Below are 20,201 nucleotides of genomic sequence, written 5' to 3'. Positions count from 1 at the left end.
GGTCGTCCCAGATGGGTCCCGTCCGCTCAGGACGGGATCGTTCGCCAGCCCCTTGCGGCGCTGGCCTTGATTCCGAAAAAGCGCAAGCCGATCCGCGAGGACTCCGAGCGTAGCCCCTGGCGTTGCCCGCCGTCGGAGCCGCCCATGCGCCTGCCATCGCCCCTGATCCATCCGCCGCCGCCGCTCGGCCGTGCGCTGCGGCGACGCCATGCCTGCACCGCCGCGCCTGCGGATGCCGGCGCGGCCGGCAGCGGCTGACGCACGGCGTACATCTTCCCCGGTCACACTGGGCGGTCCGCTTCGCGGCCTGCGCCAGCTTCCTTCTTCCCTGCGGCCCCCGCCTGCCGCTCCTGCCGGATTTTCCTATGCTGCCATTCGCACGCGACCGCTCCGCGCCCGAACAGCTCGCCGCCCGCCCCGGCGTGCTGCCCAACCTGCACGACCTGGCGGTGTTCGGGTTGCTGCTGGGGCTGGGCGCGTTGCTGCTGCACGGCGCCGCCGACATGCGCGCGCCGCTGCCGCCGGCGGGCACCGCCGCGGTGTCGCTGGATCTGTGGCAGTTGCCCGAGTACGGCCTGCGCACCACCTTGCGCATGTTCGCGGCGATGGCCGCCTCGTTGCTCTTCACCTTCGTGGTGGCGACCCTGGCCGCGAAGAGCCGGCGCGCCGAACGGGTGATCGTGCCGGCGCTGGACATCCTGCAGTCGGTGCCGGTGCTGGGCTTCCTCACCTTCACCGTGACCTTCTTCCTGGGCCTGTTCCCCGGCCGCCAGATCGGCGCGGAGCTGGCCTCGATCTTCGCCATCTTCACCAGCCAGGCCTGGAACATGGCGTTCTCGTTCTACCAGTCGCTGCGCAACGTGCCGCGCGACCTGGACGAAGTGGCGCGCGGCTTCGGGCTCAGCGCCTGGCAGCGCTTCTGGCGGCTGGAGGCGCCGTATGCCACGCCGTCGCTGATCTGGAACATGATGATGTCCATGTCCGGCGGCTGGTTCTTCGTCGTCGCCTCCGAGGCGATCAGCGTCGGCGACCACACCCTGGAATTGCCCGGCATCGGCTCGTACCTGGCGCTGGCGATCGCCCAGCGCAACTTCGCCGCGGTCGGTTGGGCGGTCGTGGCGATGGCGGTGCTGATCGCGCTGTACGACCAGTTGCTGTTCCGCCCGATCGTGGCCTGGTCGGACAAGTTCCGCGCCGAACTCACCGCCTCGCAGGACAAGCCGCAGTCGTGGCTGTACGACCTGCTGCGGCGCACGCGCCTGGCCAAGCGCCTGGTCGCGCCGCTGGCCTGGGTCTGGCAGCGTGCGATGCTGCTGCGCTGGGCACCGCGGCGCCAGCCGCAGCCTGCGGCCGCGGCGCGCCCGTCCGGCGGCAGCGGGGTGTGGGGCGACCGGCTGTGGAGCGCGGCGCTGGCCTTGGCCGGCGCCGCCGCGGCCTGGTTCGCCTACGACTACGGCCGCCGTCATCTGGGCCTGCACGACCTCGCCGAGGCCTTCGGCGGCGGCCTGGCCACGCTGTTGCGGGTCGTGGTGCTGATCGCCCTGGCCAGCCTGGTGTGGGTGCCGATCGGCGTGTGGATCGGGTTGCGTCCGAAGGTGGCGCAGCGGGTGCAGCCGCTGGCGCAGTTCCTGGCCGCGTTCCCGGCCAACGTGCTGTTCCCGTTCGCGGTGCTGGCCATCGTCCGCACCGGCGCCGATCCCAACATCTGGCTGTCGCCGCTGATGATCCTCGGCACCCAGTGGTACATCCTGTTCAACGTGATCGCCGGCGCCAGCGCCTTTCCCACCGATCTGCGCGAGGCGGCGAGCATCTACCACCTGCGTTCGTGGACCTGGTGGCGGCGGGTGATCCTGCCCGGCATCTTCCCGTACTACATCACCGGCGCGCTGACCGCGTCCGGCGGTTCCTGGAACGCCAGCATCGTGGCCGAGCTGGCCAGCTGGGGCCATACCCAGGTGCAGGCCTACGGCCTGGGCGCCTACATCGCCCGCGCCACCGCCGCCGGCGATGGCGCGCGGGTGCTGCTCGGGGTGGCGGTGATGTCGCTGTTCGTGACCCTCTTCAACCGTGCGGTATGGCGACGCCTGTACGTCTTCGCCGAACGCCGCCTGCGTTTCGACTGATTCCAGGAGACCGACCATGAGCTATTCCGCAAGCGTGCCCGAGCGCGCCCCGCTGGTCCGCGTGCAGGGCGTGCGCAAGAGCTACGACAAGGGCGGGGCCACGCCGCTGGTGGTGCTGGAGGACGTCGACCTGACCCTGCACTCGGGGCAGATCGTGGGCCTGCTCGGCCGTTCCGGCTCGGGCAAGTCGACCCTGCTGCGCGCCATCGCCGGGCTGCTGCAGCCCAGCGCCGGCAGCATCGCCTTCCGCGACGCCGCGCCGGGCCAGGTGGCCGACGACATCGCCATGGTGTTCCAGAGCTTCGCCCTGTTTCCGTGGCTGACCGTGCTGCAGAACGTGGAAGTGGGCCTGGAGGCGCGCGGCGTGGCCGCCGACGAACGCCGCCGGCGCGCCCTGGCGGCGATCGACCTGATCGGCCTGGACGGCTACGAGGGCGCCTACCCGAAGGAACTGTCCGGCGGCATGCGCCAGCGCGTGGGCCTGGCGCGGGCGCTGGTGGTGCGGCCGAAGCTGCTGCTGATGGACGAGCCGTTCTCGGCGCTGGACGTGCTCACCGCCGAGACCCTGCGCACCGACCTGCTGGACCTGTGGTCGGAAGGGCGCATGCCGATCGAATCGATCCTGATGGTCACCCACAACATCGAAGAGGCGGTGCTGATGTGCGACCGCATCGTCATCTTCGGCGCCAACCCGGGGCGGGTGATCGGCGAGATCGAGGTGACCCTGCCGCAGCCGCGCAACCGCCTGGCACCGGCGTTCCGCGCCCTGGTCGACGACATCTACGCACGCATGACCGCCAGCCCGCAGCGGCCGCAGACCCGCGAGGGCGTGTTCCCGGGCAGCGGCATCGCCATGGTCCTGCCGCGGGTGTCGAGCAACCTGCTGGCCGGCCTGATCGAGGCGGTGGCGGCCGAGCCCTACCACGGCCGCGCCGACCTGCCGCCGCTGGCGGCCGGCCTGCAGCTGGAAGTGGACGAACTGTTCCCGATCGCCGAGACCCTGCAACTGCTGCGCTTTGCCGTGTTCGAACAGGGCGACCTGCAACTGACCCCGGCCGGGCAGCGCTTCGCCGAGCTGGGCACCGATGCGCGCAAGCAGCTGTTCGCCCAGCACCTGGCCACCTATGTGCCGTTGGCCGCGCACATCCGCCGCGTGCTCGACGAGCGCCCGGCGCATCACGCGCCGGCGCGCCGCTTCCGCGACGAGCTGGAAGACCACATGTCCGAGGCCTACGCGGCGGAGACGGTGCAGGCGGTCACCAGCTGGGCGCGCTATGCCGAGTACTTCGCCTACGACAAGCAGGCGGATCTGTTCTCGCTGGAGAATCCGAGCTAGCCCCGGAGGCGTTGCGCGCCGAGCGTAGGAGCGAGCGCGAGAGACGTTGCGCGTCGCGTGTAGGGGCGGTTTCCGCCGCGACCCGACGCCGGCGACGGCATCAGGCGATGGGATATCTCCGCAGCCTGGGCCGCGACGGATGGCACGGCCTAAGGAGCGCACTCGCCACGCGCAAGCCAGGGTGTAGGAGGGACTTCAGTCCCGACGGCAGGAGGCATCAACGCGCCGGATGGCGCCACGCGTCGCGACTGAAGTCGCTCCCACAGGAGGCTATCCCGCGATCCGGCGCTGGACAGGGAGTTCAGTCCCGACTGCATGCGGCCGGCCAGGCACGTGGCGCTGGCTCGTCGCGACCGCACGCTGCTGCGCTTGGTGGCCTTTTGCCGCAGCCTGGCGAGACACGCTGTCGGCCGACGTAGGAGCGGCTTCAGCCGCGACGGATCGTTCCCAGTAAGCCCGTCGCGGCTGAAGCCGCTCCTACAGGATGCAGAGGTGCCCTGAAGCCGCTTCTACATGCCGCTTCTACATACAGCCGCGGAGCGCGTATGAGCCGCTCGGCCGCGCGCGCCCAGGCGAAATGGAGCGGGATGACGTTCTGGCGGTGCCCTGAACTCGCTCCCACAGCAAACTCCACGCGCTGCCACCACTGCAACCGCGATCGGCTCAGTCGCCGTCGTAGAGCGGGAAGTGCACGAGCGGCGCCGGCGTGCCGGCGGCGGCGACCGCGCTGCCGTTGAGGCCCATGTCCCAGGCCAGGCCGGCCCACACCGGGTCGGCGATGCGCGCGTCCTGCGGTGACGGCCCACGCGCGATCAGCAACTGCCGCAGCTCGGCCTGGGCCAGCGCCTCCAGCCGTCGCAGGGTGTGGCCAGGCTGTCGCGGCGCGCTCACCGGCCGGACCACGGGGTCCGCCACCGGCTCGGACGAGGGCGCGTGTGCGCTGCTGCGTTCATCGCAGGACATGGCCGCAACTCGGGACAGGGACTGGAGATGCATCGACATCGACGGGGCCGGACGGGAAGGGCAGAGACGACAAGCCCCGGCAGGGGCCGGGGACTCGTCGGTTCATGGCGCGGAGGACGACAAGGCGCGCTTAGAACAGCTCGACCGTACCGGCACCCATGCTCTGCTGCGCCACCGGCTTGTGCGGCGGACGCTCCCACTCGGTGCGCATGTCGCGCAGGCGGTTGCCGACCCGCTGCAGGGCGTCGATCAGTTCGTGGTCGAACACGCCGCCATTGCGGTGCAGCAGCTCCTGCAGCGCCACGGCCTCGCGGTTGATCGCGGTCAGGCGGTCCAGGTGGGTGTGCACGCCGCCCAGGGCCTGGGTGGCGATGTCCTCGAACTGCAGGGCGCGTACCGCTTCGGCGACGCTGCTGTCGATGGCGCGGCCGCATTCGGAGATCTCGCGCATGCCGTCGCCCAGCGAGTGGTTGATCGCGGCCACGTTGTCCAGCATCGCCGCGGCCTCGGCCCGCGCCTCGCGGGAGCGGTCCATGTCGCGCGAGGCCATGTGCGAGACCGTCTCGCGGACCTTGGCGATGGCGTCCTTGGAGCTGTGCGCCAGCTTGCGGATCTGCTCGTTGAAGGTGGTCGAGCGCTCGGACAGGTTGCGCACCTCGTCGGCCACCACCGCGAAGCCGCGGCCCGCCTCGCCGGCACGCGCCGCTTCGATCGCCGCGTTCAGCGCCAGCAGGTTGGTCTGGTCGGCGATCGACTTGACGTCCTCCAGCAGGGCGAAGATGCCGTCCAGGTGCTGGGACATGTCGTCGATGTAGTGTACCGTGGTGCTGCTCTGGCCGCTGACCTGCTCCAACGCCTCCACCAACTGCTCCATGCGCTGGCTGGCATGCTGGGCGAAGCGGGCCACGTCCACTCCGGCGCCGCCGTCTTCGCCGGCGCGGTCGACGATGCGGGCCAGGGCCACGCTCTGCTGCCGCGATTTGCGGTTCATCGCCTCGAAGCTGCCGCCCAGGCCGCTGACCGCCTGGCGGATCAGTTCGCGGGCACGTTCGATCTCGGAGCGGGAGCCCTCGATCTCGTTGCCGACGAAGCTGCGCAGTTCGGTCAGCAGATGGTCCTGTTCGCGCATGACCTTGGCCTGCTCCGGCGAGCGCCGGCTCTGGCTGTACGCGGTCCAGCCGGCGAAGCCGAGCCAGCTCAGCGTCATCGTGGTGAGGATGGCCCAACGGACCGGGGCCGGCCAGTCGAAACCGGCGGCGATGGGGAACAGCAACGTCAGGGCGAGCGGGGCGGCCAGACGGATCAGGAGGCGTGAGTACATGGACGTTCTCGGCAGAGTCACGGTTGCTGTATCGGCCGTCCCCCCGGTGTCTTTAGCAGCGCCGTTGCCGGATCGTCGAAACCTACCGGCTTTCGCACGATCGGCGTCGCAAAACGCGCCGCGGACCGCACGCGGCGGGCCCGCTGTGCTGCCGCGGCAGGCTCAGCGCAGCGCCCGGTCCACGGTCTCGCGCATGCGCCGCTTGGCCAGCAGGAAATCCCACAGGCTGCCGCCCATCTGCCGCCACAGCACCGCCGCGCGCACCGCCGCCAGCAGCAGCGCGCGGATCTCGGCCACCACCCCGGCCTGGCCCAGGTAGTGCGGATTGCCTTGCACCATCACCCGCGGGCGCAGGTGGCTGATGGTGTCGGCATAGAGCTGGCCCAGCGCCGCGATCACCTCGGGGTGGGTGCTGTCGCCATGGCGCTCCAGCAGCGGCCCGATCCGGGCGAGGCCGGCGTCGACCTTGGCGTCGGTCGCGGCATCGCCGGCGAAGCGCCGTTCCAGCTGGATCACCGCCAGCGCCAGCCGCGGCAGCACCTCGTCCTGGCCCTGGTTGCGGAAGTAGTTGTGCAACAGGCGCAGGCCCGGCGCCAGGTCGGCGCGGCGGCCGTAGACCGCCTCGGGGCTGGGCGCGTCGATGCGGAACACGCTGTCGAGCAGGGTGCGCACCAGCGACGCCTCCGACTGGCCGGTCTCGGCGATGCGCCGCACCTGCTGCAGGGCCTGGGCCATGCCCGCCAGCGCCAGCATGCGCGCGTCCATGGAATCGGTCATCGAATGGTGTCCTCGTGTACGGCGGGGGCCTGCTGCGCCAGGCGGCGCTCCAGCGGGGCATCGGTGGTGGCGATCACGGCGCCGCCCAGGCATTCCTCGCCCTGGTACAGCACCAGCGACTGCCCGGGGGTGACGGCGCGCTGCGGGCGCGCGAAGCGTACAGACAGGCCGCCGTCGTCGCCGACCTCGACCGTGCACGGCTCGTCGGCCTGACGATAGCGGGTCTGCGCGGTGCAGTCGAAGCGCCGCGCCGGCGGCGCCCCGGCGATCCAGTGCGCGGTCTCGGACCGCAGCCGGCCGGCCATCAGGTAGGGGCTGTCGCGGTCCTGGTCGACGTACAGCACGTTGCGGGCGACGTCCTTGCCGACCACGTACCACGGCGCCGCGGCGCGGCCGCGCACGCCGCCGATGTTCAGGCCCTCGCGCTGGCCCAGGGTGAAGTAGAACACCCCCGGATGCTCGGCCACGACCTGCTCGTGCGGGTCGCGGATCTCGCCGCGCCGCGCCGGCAGGTAACGGCCCAGAAACGCGCGGAAATCGCGTTCGCCGATGAAGCAGATGCCGGTGGAATCCTTCTTGGCGTGGGTCGGCAGGCCGGCCTCGCGGGCGATGCGGCGCACCTGTTCCTTGGGCAGCTCGCCGACCGGGAACAGGGTCGCGGCCAGTTGCGCCTGGCCCAACTGATGCAGGAAGTAGCTCTGGTCCTTGTTGCGGTCCAGCCCGCGCAGCAGCCGCCAGCGGCCGCCGACGCAATCCACCCGCGCGTAGTGGCCGGTGGCGATGCGCTCGGCGCCGAGGTCGCGCGCCGCGTCCAGGAAATGCTTGAACTTGACCTCGCGGTTGCACAGCACGTCCGGGTTCGGTGTGCGCCCGGCGGCGTACTCGGCCAGGAAGTGCGCGAACACGCCTTGCCAGTACTCCTGCGAGAAGTCGCGGAAATGGAACGGGATGCCCAGCCGCCCGCACACCGCCACCGCATCGCGGCGGTCTTCGTCGGCACGGCAGTCGCCGCTGCCGTCGTCGGCCCAGTTCTGCATGAACAGCCCGGACACCGTTGCGCCCTGCTGGGCCAGTTGCCAGGCCGCCACCGACGAATCCACGCCGCCGGAGACGCCGACCATGACCGCTGCGCCGTTCATGCCACCTGCCGCAGCAGATCCAGCGGGTAACGGCGCCCGGCCAGAAAATCGGCCACCACCTGCCACACCAGGGGGCTGCGCCAGCGCGGCGCGGCGGCCTCCAGCGCGGCCGGGGTCATCCACAGCGCACGCACGATGCCGGTGTCCAGCGGCCGCTGCGCATCGTGCGCGACCGCATCGGCGGCGAAGGCGAAGCGCAGGTAGTGGCGGCCGTTGTCGGCCTTCCACTGGTAGGCGCCGATGAACGCGGTCGGCCGCACGTGCCAGCCGGTTTCCTCCAGCGTCTCGCGCACCGCGGCCTGGACCAGGCTCTCGTCCGGCTCCAGATGGCCCGCCGGCTGGTTCAGCACCAGCGCTCCGGCGATCGCTTCCTCGACCTGCAGCAGGCGCCCGTCGCGCACCACCACCGTGGCCACGGTCACGTCGGGCTGCCAGGGGGCCGCGGCCGCCGTCATCAGAACAGGTCCTTGCCGCCGTTGAGCTCGGCGTCCATCGCGTCGGCGCCGCGCGCGGCCGCCTCCAGCGCCTCGCGCAGCGCTGTATCGTCGGCATCGGCGGGGAGCTTGACCACGAACACCGCGGTGCCGCCCTGGCGCACCCAGCCGCCGAGGATGTCCGACTGCGCGTCCTCCAGCAGCCGGTTGGCGACGCTGGCGGGCAGGCTGTCGCCCTGCGCCTGGTAGGCCGGCGACCACACCTCGCGGATGCGGTAGCTGCCGAAGGTCTCCACCGGCGAGCGCACGTAGGCGAGCTGCTTGCGCTCGCGGCCGTGGTCGCGCAGGCCGAACAGCACCTGGTAGTCGCCGTCCTCGTCGGCCTGCACGTCGTAGCCCAGCGCCTGCAGGCGCTTGCCCAACGCCGCATCCGGCGGCGCGGCGGCAGCCGGCAGGGCGGCGGCGAGCAGCGCGGCGAGCAGCGGAAGCTTGGGGAACATCGTCGAATGCATGCGGAGCGCCATCGAAAGGAGGGGAATTGTGCGGGCAGGGCCGGCGATCGTCCAATCCGGGCCGGCAGCCCCCGTATATAATGGGCGGATGCCCCGCAAGAATTCCCCCGAACACGACCATGGCGTCGTGGTGGAGACCGGCAAGCCGGAGATCGCCCGCCCGCCCATGTATCAGGTGCTGCTGCTGAACGACGACTACACCCCGATGGACTTCGTGGTGACCGTGCTGCAGCAGTTCTTCGCCCTGGACCTGGAACGCGCCACCCAGGTGATGCTGCACGTGCATACCCGCGGCCGCGGGGTGTGCGGGGTGTATACCCGCGAGGTGGCTGAATCCAAGGTGGCTCAGGTGAACGAATTCTCGCGGATGAACCAGCATCCCCTGTTGTGCACGATGGAAAAAGCCTGATAGTGGGAGGCGTCGGTCACCGGTTTGCCCGGACTAACGCGGTGTGAACACACTGATCCGATAGGGTTGTGGAAATTCGCAACTCAAGCCACATATTGTTGGCAACAGACGTCGGAGTACACCATGTTCAGCAAAGATCTCGAGCAGACCATCGGCCAGTGCTACAAGCGCGCCCGGGAAGCCCGTCATGAGTTCATGACGGTGGAGCACCTGCTGTTGGCACTGCTCGACAATCCCTCCGCCCAGGCTGTGCTCAAGGCCTGCGGCGCCGACGTCGACCGCCTGCGCAGCGACCTGGAACAGGCCATCGACGCCTCGGTCGCACGCCTGGCCGACGATGATGGCCGCGACACCCAGCCGACCCTGGGCTTCCAACGCGTGCTGCAGCGGGCGGTCTACCACGTGCAGTCGTCGGGCAAGAAGGAGGTCAGCGGCGCCAACGTGCTGGTGGCGATCTTCGGCGAGAAGGACTCGCATGCGGTGTACTTCCTGAACCAGCAGGACATTACCCGCCTGGACATCGTCAACTACCTGTCCCACGGCATCGCCAAGATGGGCGAGGACGGCGAGCACCCCGCGCCGGCCGATGGCGAGCCCAAGGGCGAGGCGGGCGAGGGCGAGGCCAAGGGCGACGCCCTGGCCGAGTACGCCACCAACCTGAACGAACAGGCCCGCAACGGCCGCATCGACCCGCTGGTGGGCCGCGGCGACGAGATCGAGCGCACCATCCAGGTGCTGTGCCGCCGGCGCAAGAACAACCCGCTATACGTGGGCGAGGCCGGCGTCGGCAAGACCGCCATCGCCGAGGGCCTGGCCAAGCGCATCGTCGAGGGCAGCGTCCCCGAGGTGCTGGCCGACGCGGTGATCTTCTCGCTCGACCTGGGCGCGCTGGTCGCCGGCACCAAGTACCGCGGCGACTTCGAGAAGCGCCTGAAGGGCGTGCTGACCTCGCTGAAGAAGGTGCCCAACGCGGTGCTGTTCATCGACGAGATCCACACCATCATCGGCGCCGGTTCCGCCTCCGGCGGCACCATGGACGCGTCCAACCTGATCAAGCCGGCGCTGTCCTCGGGCGAGCTGCGCTGCATCGGCTCGACCACGTTCCAGGAGTACCGCGGCATCTTCGAGAAGGACCGTGCGCTGGCGCGGCGCTTCCAGAAGATCGACATCGTCGAGCCGACCGTGGGCGAAACCTTCGAGATCCTGCAGGGACTCAAGCCCAAGTACGAGGCGCACCACGGCGTGACCTACGCCGACGACGCGCTGCAGGCGGCGGTGGACCTGTCGGTCAAGCACATCGGCGACCGGCTGCTGCCGGACAAGGCGATCGACGTGATCGACGAGGCCGGCGCGCGCCAGCGGCTGCTGCCGGAAGGCCAGCGCAAGGAACTGATCGACATCGAGGAGATCGAGACCATCGTCGCCAAGATGGCGCGGATCCCGGCCAAGCAGGTCAGCGCCACCGACAAGGACGTGCTGCAGCACCTGGAGCGCAACCTGAAGATGGTGATCTTCGGCCAGGATCCGGCGATCGAGACGCTGTCCTCGTCGATCAAGCTGGCGCGCTCGGGCCTGGGCAATCCGGAGAAGCCGATCGGCAACTTCCTGTTCTCCGGCCCCACCGGCGTGGGCAAGACCGAGGTCACCAAGCAGTTGGCGCTGCAGTTGGGCATCGAGCTGGTGCGCTTCGACATGTCCGAGTACATGGAGCCGCATTCGATCAGCCGCCTGATCGGTGCGCCCCCGGGCTACGTCGGCTTCGACCAGGGCGGTCTGCTGACCGAGAAGATCGTCAAGACCCCGCACTGCGTGCTGCTGCTGGACGAGGTGGAGAAGGCGCATCCGGACATCTTCAACATCCTGTTGCAGGTCATGGACCGCGGCGTGCTTACCGACACCAACGGGCGCGAGGCCAACTTCAAGAACGTGATCCTGGTGATGACCACCAACGCCGGCGCCACCCAGGCCTCGCGGCGCTCGATCGGCTTCACCCAGCAGGACCACTCCACCGATGCGATGGAGATCATCCGCCGCAGCTTCACCCCGGAGTTCCGCAACCGCCTGGACGCGGTGGTGCAGTTCCAGCCGCTGGCCTTCAGCCACATCCTGCGCGTGGTCGACAAGTTCGTGATCGAGCTGGAGATGTTGCTGCAGGAGAAGCACGTGTCGCTGTCGGCGACCCCGACCGCGCGCGACTGGCTGGCTCAGCACGGCTTCGACCCGCTGATGGGCGCGCGGCCGATGGCGCGGGTGATCCAGGACAAGGTCAAGCGCCCGCTGGCCGACGAGCTGCTGTTCGGCAAGCTGGTCAACGGCGGCCGCGTCACCATCGACGTGCGCGACGGCGAGCTGGTGGTCGACACCCAGGCCGAGCCCGAGCGCCTGCTGCCGGCGACGGTGGACTGAGGCAGGTCCGGGCGATAGGCACGACGAAAGGCGGCTGCAGAGGCTGCAGCCGCCTGGCGAGGGGCACCGTCGTTCTCCCGTTGCAGACGCGAAAAGGCGGCCATTGGCCGCCTTCTTCATGTCCGCGCGTGGCGGATTACTTCATGCGGTAGGTGATGCGACCCTTGGTCAGGTCGTACGGGGTCATTTCGACCTTCACCCGGTCGCCGGTCAGGATGCGGATGTAGTTCTTGCGCATGCGGCCGGAGATGTGGGCGATGATTTCGTGCCCGTTTTCGAGCTTGACCCGGAACGTGGTATTGGGCAACGTCTCGCTGACGGTGCCTTCGAATTCGATGGAGTCGTCTTTCGACATGTAATCCTGTGCGATTCGGAACGGCCAAAGGCCTGAAGAGCGAGGATTTTACTCGCCTGGGCCGCGCCATGCAAAGTTTGCGTTAATCCCGCTCAGCCCTGGGCCAGTTCCAGGGCCGCCAGCGTCCCGAATCGCAACGTCCACGGCCCGGTCTCGGCCGGCGCCGCCACCAACGGGGCGATGGCGCCCAGGAACCGCGCGCGCGGCCAGCGTTCGGCGCCCAGGCTGAGCAGGTGGTCGTTCTCCACCTGCGCGTCGATCAACGGCCAGCCCCAGCCATGCAGGCGCCGCGCCAGCGCCGCCAGCGCCACCTTGGAACCGCCGCTGCGGGCGCTGAACATGCTCTCGCCGAAGAACATGCGCCCGCGCGCCACCCCGTAGATGCCGCCGACCAGGGCGTTGCCGTCAAACACTTCCACCGAATGCGCGTGGCCGGCCTGGTACAGGGCCAGGTAGGCGTCGCGCATCGGTGCGGTGATCCAGGTGCCGTCCTGGCCGCGGCGCGGGAGTTGCGCGCAGGCGTCGATCACCTGAGCGAAGGCGGTGTCGGCGCGTACCGTCCATGGCGAGCGCCGCAGGCTGCGGCGGAAGCGCGAGGACAGGCGCACGCCGTCGCTGCGGAACACGGTGCGCGGGTCCGGGCTCCACCACAGGATCGGCTCGCCGTCGGAGTACCAGGGGAAGATGCCCTGCGCATAGGCCGCGAGCAGGCGGGTCGGCGTCAGGTCGCCGCCGACCGCGAGCAGGCCGTCCGGCTCGCGCAGGGCGCTGGACGGCGGCGGGAACGGGGCGGCGGGATCGGCCGCGAGCAGGACAGGGAGACGACGCATCGCCGCAAGCCTAGCCGATGCCTCAGGCGTCGTGGCGGAACGGCGAGTGGCGCTGCAGCGCCGCCGCATGCTGGCGGACATCGGCGCGCTCCTGCGCGCACCACTCGGCCAGCGGCACGCGGAAGCCGGGGTCGGCGATCCAATGGCGGCTGCGCACCAGCCGCGGCAGGAAGCCGCGGGCGATCTTGTGCTGGCCCTGCGCGCCCGGCTCGAAGCGGGTCAGGCCTTCGCGCAGGCAATACTCGATGCCCTGGTAGTAGCATGTCTCGAAGTGCAGGCCGGGCAGGGGCTCGCCGCCCCAGTAGCGACCGTACAGGGTGTCGCCGCCGCGCAGGCAGAACGCACCGGCTACCGGGGTGTCTTCGTGCATCGCCAGGAAGATCAGCAGGTTGCGCGGCATCGTTCGCGCAAGATGCGAGAAGAAGTCCAGGGTCAGCGCCGGCGAATTGCCGTAGTTGTCGAAGGTGCGCAGATAGAACCCGTACATCGCCTGCAGGTCGGCGGCGCTGGCCTCGTCGCCGTGCAGCACGCGGAAGCAGATGCCGGCGCGCTGCACCTTGGCGCGCTCCTGGCGGATGTTCTTGCGGTGCTTGTGGTCCATCGCGCCCAGGTAGTCGTCGAACCCGCTCCAGCCGGCGGCGTTGTGCCACTGGTACTGCACGTCGTTGCGCTCCAGCCAGTCGGCGCCGAAGGCGGCGTCCTCCTCGGCGCGGTGGAAATTGACGTGGGCCGAGGACAGACCGCTGCTTTCGGTCAGCGCCTGCATCGCCGCCAGCAGCTCCTGCCGCGCCGCCGGGTCGCGCGCCAGCAGCCGCGGCCCGGTCACCGGCGAGTAGGGCACCGCGCACAGCCACTTGGGAAAGTAGTCCTGGCCGTAGCGCGCGTAGGCATGCGCCCAGGCATGGTCGAACACGAATTCGCCGTGCGAGTTGCTTTTCAGGTACCCGGGCGCGGCCGCGACCAGGGTCTCGCCGTCCCAGACGGTGAGATGCAAGGGACTCCAGCCCCAGTCCGGGCGCAGGCAGCCGTGCTGCTCGAGGCCGGCCAGGAAGGCGTGGGCGACGAAAGGGTTGCGGCCGTCGTGCAGGGCGTCCCAGTCGCCCGCGGTGACCGCGTCGAGCCGGCGCAGCCAGCGGATCCGGCTCATCGCCGGGACGGCGCGCCGCCGCGGCTGGCGCAGCGGTCGGCCATGCCGCCCGCCACCCGTGCAGACGCGCGATCGCGGCCGGCCAGACGCCGGCAGCTCAGCGGAGGCGCGAACTCAGGCACCCTTGTCCAGATAGCGCTCGGCGTCCAGCGCGGCCATGCAGCCGAAGCCGGCCGAGGTGATCGCCTGGCGGTAATGCTGGTCGGCGACGTCGCCGGCGGCGAACACGCCCGGCACCGAGGTCTCGGTGGCGGCGCCGCCCAGGCCGGAGCGGATCTCCAGATAGCCGTTGTGCATCGCCAGTTGGCCGTCGAACAGCTGGGTGTTGGGGTGATGGCCGATGGCGACAAAGAAGCCGTGCGCTTCCAGGTCGCGGGTGCTGCCGTCCTGCACCGACTTGACCCGCACGCCGGTGACGCCGGCCTCGTTGCCCAGCACCTCGTCCACCTGGTGGTGCCAGACGGTCTCGATCTTGCCGGCGGCGACCTTGGCGAACAGCTTGTCCTGCATGATCTTTTCCGCGCGCAGGGTGTCGCGGCGGTGCACCAGGTAGACCTTGCGGGCGATGTTGGACAGGTACAGCGCCTCTTCCACGGCGGTGTTGCCGCCGCCGACCACGACCACGTCCTGGTCCTTGTAGAAGAAGCCGTCGCAGGTGGCGCAGGCGGACACGCCACGGCCCTTGAACGCCTCTTCCGAGGGGATGCCCAGGTACTTGGCGGTGGCGCCGGTGGCGATGATCAACGCATCGCAGGTGTAGTCGCCGCTGTCGCCGCTGAGCCGGAATGGGCGCTGCGACAGGTCGGCGGTGTGGATGTGGTCGAAGATCACCTCGGTCTCGAAGCGCTCGGCATGCGCCTGCATGCGCGCCATCAGGTCCGGGCCCATCAGGCCGTGCGGGTCGCCGGGCCAGTTGTCGACCTCGGTGGTGGTCATCAGCTGGCCGCCCTGCTGCAGGCCGGTGATCACCACCGGCTTGAGGTTGGCGCGCGCGGCGTAGACCGCGGCGGTCCAGCCGGCCGGGCCGGAACCCAGGATCAGCAGGCGGGAATGCTTGGCGGAATTGGCGGCAGAGGGGCTCATGTATACTCGCGAACAGGGTGAAATGGCGGCCGAAGCGCGGCATTGCGCGAGTTCCGGACGAAGGCGCATAGAGTGGCGGCCGGCCTGGAACGAATCAAGCCGCGTGGCGGAAACGCTGCGGCCCGTCGCCACCGCCGCCGCCCTCACGCGCCATTGCGTGTCTGCACCGGGCGCCGCCGGGCAGCCGCTCGGGCGTGACCGGACGATTCAGCTACCGACTGCTGAAATGCAAGGGCGAGTCGTTTATTATCAATCACTAACGATGCATTTCTAAGGTCTGGTCATAGCGTGGCGAAGCAGGTTCCGGAACGCGGCAAATCCCAGGGCGCCAACGCGGCGGCACGCAAGCAGGGCGCCGCGCCCAACCCGCGCCGGCAGAAGCTGTGGCGCGACCTGGCGCTGATCGCGATCGCGCCGCTGCTGCTGTACCTGCTGGCCAGCCTGGCCACGTACTCGGCGACCGATCCGGGCTGGTCGCATACCGGCAGCGTGGTCGCGCCGGTGCACAACATGGGCGGCAAGTTCGGCGCCTGGATCGCCGACGTGCTGCTGCAACTGTTCGGCTACGTGGCCTTCCTGCTGCCGGTGGTGATCGGCGCGATCTCCTGGATCGCGCTGTTCGGCATGGATCAGGACGGCGATGGCGAGGCCGACCTCGGCCCGGCGCTGCGCCTGGTCGGCATCGTCGGCTTCCTGATCGCCGCCACCGGGCTGCTGCACCTGCGCCTGTTCGCCGGCGACGTGGCCGGGGCCGGCGGCATCCTCGGCAAGCTGGTCGGCAACTCGCTCGGCGCCGGGTTCGGCGCGCTCGGCGCCAACCTGTTCGTGCTGGTGCTGCTGCTGGTGTCGGTGACCCTGGCCACCGGGCTGTCCTGGTTCGCGGTGATGGAGCGCATCGGCAAGGCGGTGATGACCCTGCCGGCGCTAGCCCGGCGCGGCACCCAGCAGGCCAACGAATGGCAGCAGACCCGCGCCATGCGCGAGGAACGCGAGGAAGTGCGCAAGGTCGACGCGGTGCAGCGCGCCAAGCGCGAGCCGGTCAAGATCGAGCCGCCGCCGGCGCCGGTGGTGGAGAAGAGCGAGCGCGCCAAGCGCGAGCAGCAGATCCCGCTGTTCCACGGCACCGGCAGCGACCCGTCCGGGGTGCCGCCGCTGGCCCTGCTGGACGACCCCAAGCCGCAGGCCAAGGGCTATTCCGAGGAGACCCTGGAAACCCTGTCGCGGCAGATCGAGTTCAAGCTCAAGGACTTCCGCATCGAGGCGCAGGTGGTCGGGGCCTATCCGGGCCCGGTCATCACCCGCTTCGAGATCGAGCCGGCGCCGGGCATCAAGGTCAGCCAGATCAGCTCGCTGGACAAGGACATCGCCCGCGGCCTGTCGGTGAAGTCGGTGCGCGTGGTCGACGTGATCCCGGGCAAGTCGGTGATCGGCCTGGAGATCCCCAACGTCAGCCGCGAGATGATCTATCTCAGCGAGCTGCTGCGCTCCAAGGAATACGACAAGTCGGCGAGCCCGCTGACCCTGGCCCTGGGCAAGGACATCGCCGGGCGCCCGACCGTGGCCGACCTGGCGCGCATGCCGCACCTGCTGGTCGCCGGCACCACCGGCTCGGGCAAGTCGGTGGCGGTCAACGCGATGGTGCTGAGCCTGCTGTACAAGGCCTCGGCCAAGGACCTGCGGATGCTGATGATCGACCCGAAGATGCTCGAACTGAGCGTCTACCAGGGCATCCCGCACCTGCTGGCGCCGGTGGTCACCGACATGAAGGAGGCCGCCAACGGCCTGCGCTGGTGCGTGGCGGAGATGGAGCGCCGCTACAAGCTGATGAGCGCGGTGGGCGTGCGCAACCTGGCCGGCTTCAACAAGAAGGTCAAGGACGCGCAGGACGCCGGGCAGCCGCTGATGGACCCGCTGTTCAAGCCCAACCCGGACCTGGCCGAGGCGCCGCGGCCGCTGGACACGCTGCCGTTCATCGTCATCTTCATCGACGAATTCGCCGACATGATGATGATCGTCGGCAAGAAGGTCGAGGAACTGATCGCGCGGCTGGCGCAGAAGGCCCGCGCCGCCGGCATCCACCTGATCCTGGCCACCCAGCGGCCCTCGGTGGACGTGATCACCGGCCTGATCAAGGCCAACATCCCGACCCGCATCGCCTTCCAGGTCAGCTCCAAGATCGACTCGCGCACCATCCTCGACCAGTCCGGCGCCGAGACCCTGCTGGGCCATGGCGACATGCTGTACCTGCCGCCGGGCACGGCGATGCCGGACCGCGTGCACGGCGCCTTCGTCAGCGACGAGGAAGTGCACCGGGTGGTCGAGCACCTCAAGGCCAGCGGCCCGGCCGACTACATCGAGGGCGTGCTCGACGAGGTGCAAACCATGGGCGACGGCACCGTGATCGGCGCCACCGGCCTGCCCGAAGCCGGCGGCGGGGGCGGCGACGAATCCGACCCGCTGTACGACGAGGCCCTGCGCATCGTCACCGAGACCCGCCGCGCCTCGATCTCCGGCGTGCAGCGGCGGCTGAAGATCGGCTACAACCGCGCCGCGCGGCTGATCGAGGCGATGGAAGCCGCCGGTGTGGTCAGCCCGCCCGAACACAACGGCGACCGCAGCGTGCTGGCGCCGCCGCCGCCGAAGTGAGGCGCACCGCGCCGTCCGCCGGCGGTGGCCGGCGCCAGCCTGGACCGATGCCGCCGCGCGCCGCACGCTGGCTGCTGGGATCGGCGCTGCTGGCACTGGCCAGCCTCGCCACGGCGCAACCGGCGCCGGCCGCAGGCCATGACGCCGCGCCACCGGCCACCGCCGCCCCGGTGGTCAGCAACAACTACAGCTACGTGCGCTACCGCGCCGACTACGAGGTGCGCGAGGACGCCACCAGCGTGGAGACCGACGAATACGAGCTGCTGCTCAAGACCAAGGCCGGCGTCGACCAGTTCAGCCAGGTGCGGCTGGGCTACAGCGAGAAGCTGGAGACGCTGGAGGTGCTGGCCGCCTACACGCTGACCCCGGACGGCCTGCGCCACGACGTGCCGGCCGACAAGATCTACACCCAGGAAAGCTACTCCAGCGCCGCGGCGGCGATGTACGCCGACCGCAAGGTCAAGGTGGTGGTGTTTCCCAACCTGATGCCCGGCGCGCGCCTGGTGTACCGGGTGCGCCGCACCCAGAACGTGCCGTACTTCCCGGGTTACTTCAGCCTGTGGGAGACCTTCAGCGTGTTCTCCCAGTACGACGACGCCACGGTGACCCTGGTGGCACCGCGACGCCTGCAGATGCATCTGTACACGCGCGGCGTGCAGGGCAGCGACACGCCGACGTTCGACGGCGACCGGGCGCGCTGGGAATGGCGCTACAGCCGCCGCGAGCCGATGAAGAGCCAGAACTGGTCGGCGGCCACCTGGGAGTTCAGCCCGACCATCATGGCCAGCAGCTTCCGCAGCTGGGCGCAGATGGCCCAGGCCTACCAGCGCAGCAGCGCCGCCGCCGCGCAGGTCACGCCCAAGGTGCGCGCCCGCGCCGAGCAGATCACCGCCGGCATCAGCGACCGCCGCGCGCAGGCCGCGGCGCTGTATGAATGGGTGGCGCGCAACATCCGCTACGTGGCGGTATACCTGGGCAACGGCGGGCTGCAGCCGAACAGCGCCGACAGCATCCTCGATACCCACTACGGCGACTGCAAGGACCACACCGTGGTGCTGGAAGCGCTGCTGGCGGCCAAGGGCATCGCCAGCACGCCGGTGCTGATCGGCGCGCAGGGCGGGCCGACCCTGCCCGAGGTGCCGGTGCTGGGGCGCTTCAACCATGCCATCACCTATCTGCCCGAGTTCAAGCTGTACGTGGACTCGACCAGCCCGTACGCGCGCTTCGGCCAGTTGCCGGCCGGCGACCTGGGCGCGCCGGTGCTGCACACCGCCGACGGCACCGTGGCGCGCACGCCGCCGGACGACGCCAAGCGCAACCGCTATCTGGCCGAGACCGACTACCGCTTCGCCGCCGACGGCAGCCTGAGCGGCATCACCCGCCTGGACAGCGGCGACGTCGGCGAAGTCGGCCTGCGCACCATGTTCGTGCAGCTCAACGCGCAGAACCGCACCCGCATCGAGGAATCGATCCTCGCCGCCTCCGGCTTCGACGGCAGTGGCGAGCTGCTGCTGCAGGGCGCGCCGCAGGACCTGAGCCGGCCGTTCGGCTACGCCTACCGCTTCCGCGCCCACGACTACGTGGACTTCGGCGTGGTCGGCGGCATGAGCCTGCCGCTGATGCCCGGCGCCGACTCGGTGCGCGGGGTCTACAGCACCGCCTCGGCCGAGCGCAACCTGACCCCGTTCTACTGCAACGACAACGCGCGCCGCGAGACCTACCGGCTGACCTTCCCGGACAGCGTGCCGATCATCGCGATCCCGGCCGACACCCATTTCAGCAACGCCGCCGGCGAGTACGCCGCCACCTGGGTGCGCGACGGACAGACCGTGACCGCCACGCACACGCTGCACCGGCGCGCCATCCACGGCCCGGCGGCGCTGTGCCAGCCGCAGGACTACGCCGCCTTCCGCGAGCTGTACCAGCAGGTGCGGCGCGGCTTCCGCGGGCAGATCCTGTACGGCGACCTGACCCGGATGCAGACCGGACCATGAGCCGCCACGCCCTCTGATCGCCTATTCAGGCGCGCCGCGGCACACTGCCCACACTCCATCCGGAAATCCATCCGCATGCTTCGCACACTCCGCTACACCGTCCTCGCCACCGCGCTGCTGGCCGGCTCCGCCTTCGCCGGCGCCCGCGAGGACCTCACCGCCTTCACCCGCGGGCTGAAGGGCCTGGACGGCCAGTTCGCGCAGAAGGTCTACGACGGCAAGGGCACGCTGAAGGAAAGCTCCAGCGGCCGCGTCGCGCTGTCGGCGCCGCGCCTGTTCCGCTGGGAGTACCGCAAGCCCTACACGCAACTGATCGTCGCCGACGGCAGCAAGGTCTGGGTGTACGACCCGGACCTGAAGCAGGCCACGGTGCGCGCGCAGGGCAGCGAGGAACAGAACAGCCCGCTGACCGCGCTGATCGACCCGGGCAAGCTCGACCGCCAGTACGATGTCAGCGAGGAAGCGGTGGCCCGCGACGGGCTGCAGTGGCTGACCATGACCCCGAAGGTAGACACCGAGGCCAGCTTCCAGATGGCCAAGCTCGGCTTCGACCGCAATGGCCTGGCGCGCATGGAAGTGGTCGACCCGGTCGGCCAGCGCACCGAGATCAGCTTCAGCGACTGGAAGCGCAATCCGGCCTTCGCCGCCGGCACCTTCCGCTACGTCCCGGACAAGGACGTGGACGTGGTCGGCGACCGCTGAGCCGGCGCCACCGCGCGCCGTCGC

The 20,201-nt window shown here is 70.1% G+C and carries 17 protein-coding genes; 7 read left to right on the top strand and 10 right to left on the bottom strand.

Annotation, left to right across the window (positions count from 1 at the left end):
• The first annotated feature begins 365 nt into the window (after window positions 1–365).
• Entirely contained in the window at window positions 366–2,123 is a 1,758-nt protein-coding gene (locus NKJ47_RS11370) for an ABC transporter permease (protein ID WP_254458019.1), read from the top strand.
• Window positions 2,124–2,139: 16 nt separating this feature from the next.
• The gene (locus NKJ47_RS11365) at window positions 2,140–3,459 is read left to right on the top strand and encodes an AAA-associated domain-containing protein (protein WP_048489799.1); all 1,320 of its coding nucleotides are present in this window, start codon (window positions 2,140–2,142) and stop codon (window positions 3,457–3,459) included.
• A gap of 663 nt (window positions 3,460–4,122) precedes the next feature.
• On the opposite strand, the gene NKJ47_RS11360 is transcribed toward NKJ47_RS11365, so the two are convergent.
• From NKJ47_RS11360 to NKJ47_RS11335, 6 genes are all read right to left on the bottom strand, one after another.
• On the bottom strand, window positions 4,123–4,422 hold the full coding sequence (locus NKJ47_RS11360) for a hypothetical protein (RefSeq protein ID WP_254458018.1): 300 nt from the start codon (window positions 4,420–4,422) through the stop codon (window positions 4,123–4,125).
• Between the two features lie 130 nt (window positions 4,423–4,552).
• Window positions 4,553–5,743, bottom strand: coding sequence for a methyl-accepting chemotaxis protein (locus NKJ47_RS11355; protein WP_254458017.1), 1,191 nt, complete (start codon window positions 5,741–5,743; stop codon window positions 4,553–4,555).
• A gap of 162 nt (window positions 5,744–5,905) precedes the next feature.
• Window positions 5,906–6,520 carry a high frequency lysogenization protein HflD gene (gene hflD, locus NKJ47_RS11350; RefSeq protein WP_254458016.1) on the bottom strand — a complete coding sequence of 205 codons (615 nt, stop codon included), beginning with the start codon at window positions 6,518–6,520 and terminating at the stop codon, window positions 5,906–5,908.
• Entirely contained in the window at window positions 6,517–7,659 is a 1,143-nt protein-coding gene (gene mnmA, locus NKJ47_RS11345; RefSeq protein WP_254458015.1) for a tRNA 2-thiouridine(34) synthase MnmA, read from the bottom strand. The genes hflD and mnmA overlap by 4 nt, the downstream gene beginning before the upstream one ends.
• A complete protein-coding gene (locus tag NKJ47_RS11340) occupies window positions 7,656–8,114 on the bottom strand; it encodes an NUDIX hydrolase (protein ID WP_254458014.1) in 459 nt (152 codons plus the stop codon). Before NKJ47_RS11340 ends, mnmA begins: the two co-directional genes overlap by 4 nt.
• Window positions 8,114–8,617: a hypothetical protein gene (locus tag NKJ47_RS11335; protein ID WP_254458013.1), complete on the bottom strand. Its 504-nt coding sequence runs from the start codon at window positions 8,615–8,617 to the stop codon at window positions 8,114–8,116. The genes NKJ47_RS11340 and NKJ47_RS11335 overlap by 1 nt, the downstream gene beginning before the upstream one ends.
• A 76-nt stretch (window positions 8,618–8,693) precedes the next feature.
• On the opposite strand from NKJ47_RS11335, the gene clpS reads away from it, so the two are divergent.
• Window positions 8,694–9,014, top strand: coding sequence for an ATP-dependent Clp protease adapter ClpS (clpS, locus tag NKJ47_RS11330; RefSeq protein WP_254458012.1), 321 nt, complete (start codon window positions 8,694–8,696; stop codon window positions 9,012–9,014).
• A 123-nt stretch (window positions 9,015–9,137) separates the two neighbouring features.
• Window positions 9,138–11,420 (top strand): ATP-dependent Clp protease ATP-binding subunit ClpA, encoded by a 2,283-nt coding sequence (gene clpA / locus NKJ47_RS11325; protein WP_254458011.1) that lies wholly within the window; start codon window positions 9,138–9,140, stop codon window positions 11,418–11,420.
• A 136-nt stretch (window positions 11,421–11,556) separates the two neighbouring features.
• Here clpA and infA read toward each other — a convergent pair whose 3' ends face one another.
• The 4 genes from infA to trxB form a co-directional block, all read right to left on the bottom strand.
• Window positions 11,557–11,775 carry a translation initiation factor IF-1 gene (gene infA, locus NKJ47_RS11320; RefSeq protein WP_004425677.1) on the bottom strand — a complete coding sequence of 73 codons (219 nt, stop codon included), beginning with the start codon at window positions 11,773–11,775 and terminating at the stop codon, window positions 11,557–11,559.
• Window positions 11,776–11,867: 92 nt separating this feature from the next.
• Complete coding sequence (gene aat / locus NKJ47_RS11315) at window positions 11,868–12,605, bottom strand: leucyl/phenylalanyl-tRNA--protein transferase (RefSeq protein WP_254458010.1); 738 nt, start codon at window positions 12,603–12,605, stop codon at window positions 11,868–11,870.
• Between the two features lie 22 nt (window positions 12,606–12,627).
• Window positions 12,628–13,752 (bottom strand): GNAT family N-acetyltransferase, encoded by a 1,125-nt coding sequence (locus NKJ47_RS11310; protein ID WP_254458009.1) that lies wholly within the window; start codon window positions 13,750–13,752, stop codon window positions 12,628–12,630.
• Window positions 13,753–13,866: 114 nt separating this feature from the next.
• On the bottom strand, window positions 13,867–14,835 hold the full coding sequence (trxB, locus tag NKJ47_RS11305; RefSeq protein ID WP_010341722.1) for a thioredoxin-disulfide reductase: 969 nt from the start codon (window positions 14,833–14,835) through the stop codon (window positions 13,867–13,869).
• Between the two features lie 288 nt (window positions 14,836–15,123).
• Between trxB and NKJ47_RS11300 the strand changes: the two genes are divergently transcribed.
• The 3 genes from NKJ47_RS11300 to lolA all read left to right on the top strand — a co-directional run bounded on the left by NKJ47_RS11300 (window position 15,124) and on the right by lolA (window position 20,177).
• On the top strand, window positions 15,124–17,481 hold the full coding sequence (locus NKJ47_RS11300; RefSeq protein WP_017909556.1) for a DNA translocase FtsK: 2,358 nt from the start codon (window positions 15,124–15,126) through the stop codon (window positions 17,479–17,481).
• Between the two features lie 47 nt (window positions 17,482–17,528).
• On the top strand, window positions 17,529–19,475 hold the full coding sequence (locus tag NKJ47_RS11295) for a DUF3857 domain-containing transglutaminase family protein (protein ID WP_254458008.1): 1,947 nt from the start codon (window positions 17,529–17,531) through the stop codon (window positions 19,473–19,475).
• 75 nt (window positions 19,476–19,550) lie between these two features.
• Window positions 19,551–20,177 (top strand): outer membrane lipoprotein chaperone LolA, encoded by a 627-nt coding sequence (gene lolA / locus NKJ47_RS11290; RefSeq protein WP_254458007.1) that lies wholly within the window; start codon window positions 19,551–19,553, stop codon window positions 20,175–20,177.
• Window positions 20,178–20,201 lie beyond the last annotated feature (24 nt).

It is taken from the genome of Xanthomonas sacchari (assembly GCF_024266585.1).
GTDB classification, from domain to species: domain Bacteria; phylum Pseudomonadota; class Gammaproteobacteria; order Xanthomonadales; family Xanthomonadaceae; genus Xanthomonas_A; species Xanthomonas_A sacchari_C.
This window is presented reverse-complemented; position numbering and strand designations above follow the sequence as displayed.

Coding starts and splice junctions, on each gene's coding strand:
- NKJ47_RS11340 (WP_254458014.1), bottom strand. CDS start 8,114: ATGACGGCGGCCGCGGCCCCCTGGCAGCCCGACGTGACCGTGGCCACG.
- NKJ47_RS11370 (WP_254458019.1), top strand. CDS start 366: ATGCTGCCATTCGCACGCGACCGCTCCGCGCCCGAACAGCTCGCCGCC.
- aat (WP_254458010.1), bottom strand. CDS start 12,605: ATGCGTCGTCTCCCTGTCCTGCTCGCGGCCGATCCCGCCGCCCCGTTC.
- NKJ47_RS11335 (WP_254458013.1), bottom strand. CDS start 8,617: ATGGCGCTCCGCATGCATTCGACGATGTTCCCCAAGCTTCCGCTGCTC.
- mnmA (WP_254458015.1), bottom strand. CDS start 7,659: ATGAACGGCGCAGCGGTCATGGTCGGCGTCTCCGGCGGCGTGGATTCG.
- NKJ47_RS11355 (WP_254458017.1), bottom strand. CDS start 5,743: ATGTACTCACGCCTCCTGATCCGTCTGGCCGCCCCGCTCGCCCTGACG.
- clpA (WP_254458011.1), top strand. CDS start 9,138: ATGTTCAGCAAAGATCTCGAGCAGACCATCGGCCAGTGCTACAAGCGC.
- clpS (WP_254458012.1), top strand. CDS start 8,694: ATGCCCCGCAAGAATTCCCCCGAACACGACCATGGCGTCGTGGTGGAG.
- NKJ47_RS11365 (WP_048489799.1), top strand. CDS start 2,140: ATGAGCTATTCCGCAAGCGTGCCCGAGCGCGCCCCGCTGGTCCGCGTG.
- NKJ47_RS11310 (WP_254458009.1), bottom strand. CDS start 13,752: ATGAGCCGGATCCGCTGGCTGCGCCGGCTCGACGCGGTCACCGCGGGC.
- NKJ47_RS11360 (WP_254458018.1), bottom strand. CDS start 4,422: ATGTCCTGCGATGAACGCAGCAGCGCACACGCGCCCTCGTCCGAGCCG.
- NKJ47_RS11295 (WP_254458008.1), top strand. CDS start 17,529: ATGCCGCCGCGCGCCGCACGCTGGCTGCTGGGATCGGCGCTGCTGGCA.
- trxB (WP_010341722.1), bottom strand. CDS start 14,835: ATGAGCCCCTCTGCCGCCAATTCCGCCAAGCATTCCCGCCTGCTGATC.
- lolA (WP_254458007.1), top strand. CDS start 19,551: ATGCTTCGCACACTCCGCTACACCGTCCTCGCCACCGCGCTGCTGGCC.
- hflD (WP_254458016.1), bottom strand. CDS start 6,520: ATGACCGATTCCATGGACGCGCGCATGCTGGCGCTGGCGGGCATGGCC.
- infA (WP_004425677.1), bottom strand. CDS start 11,775: ATGTCGAAAGACGACTCCATCGAATTCGAAGGCACCGTCAGCGAGACG.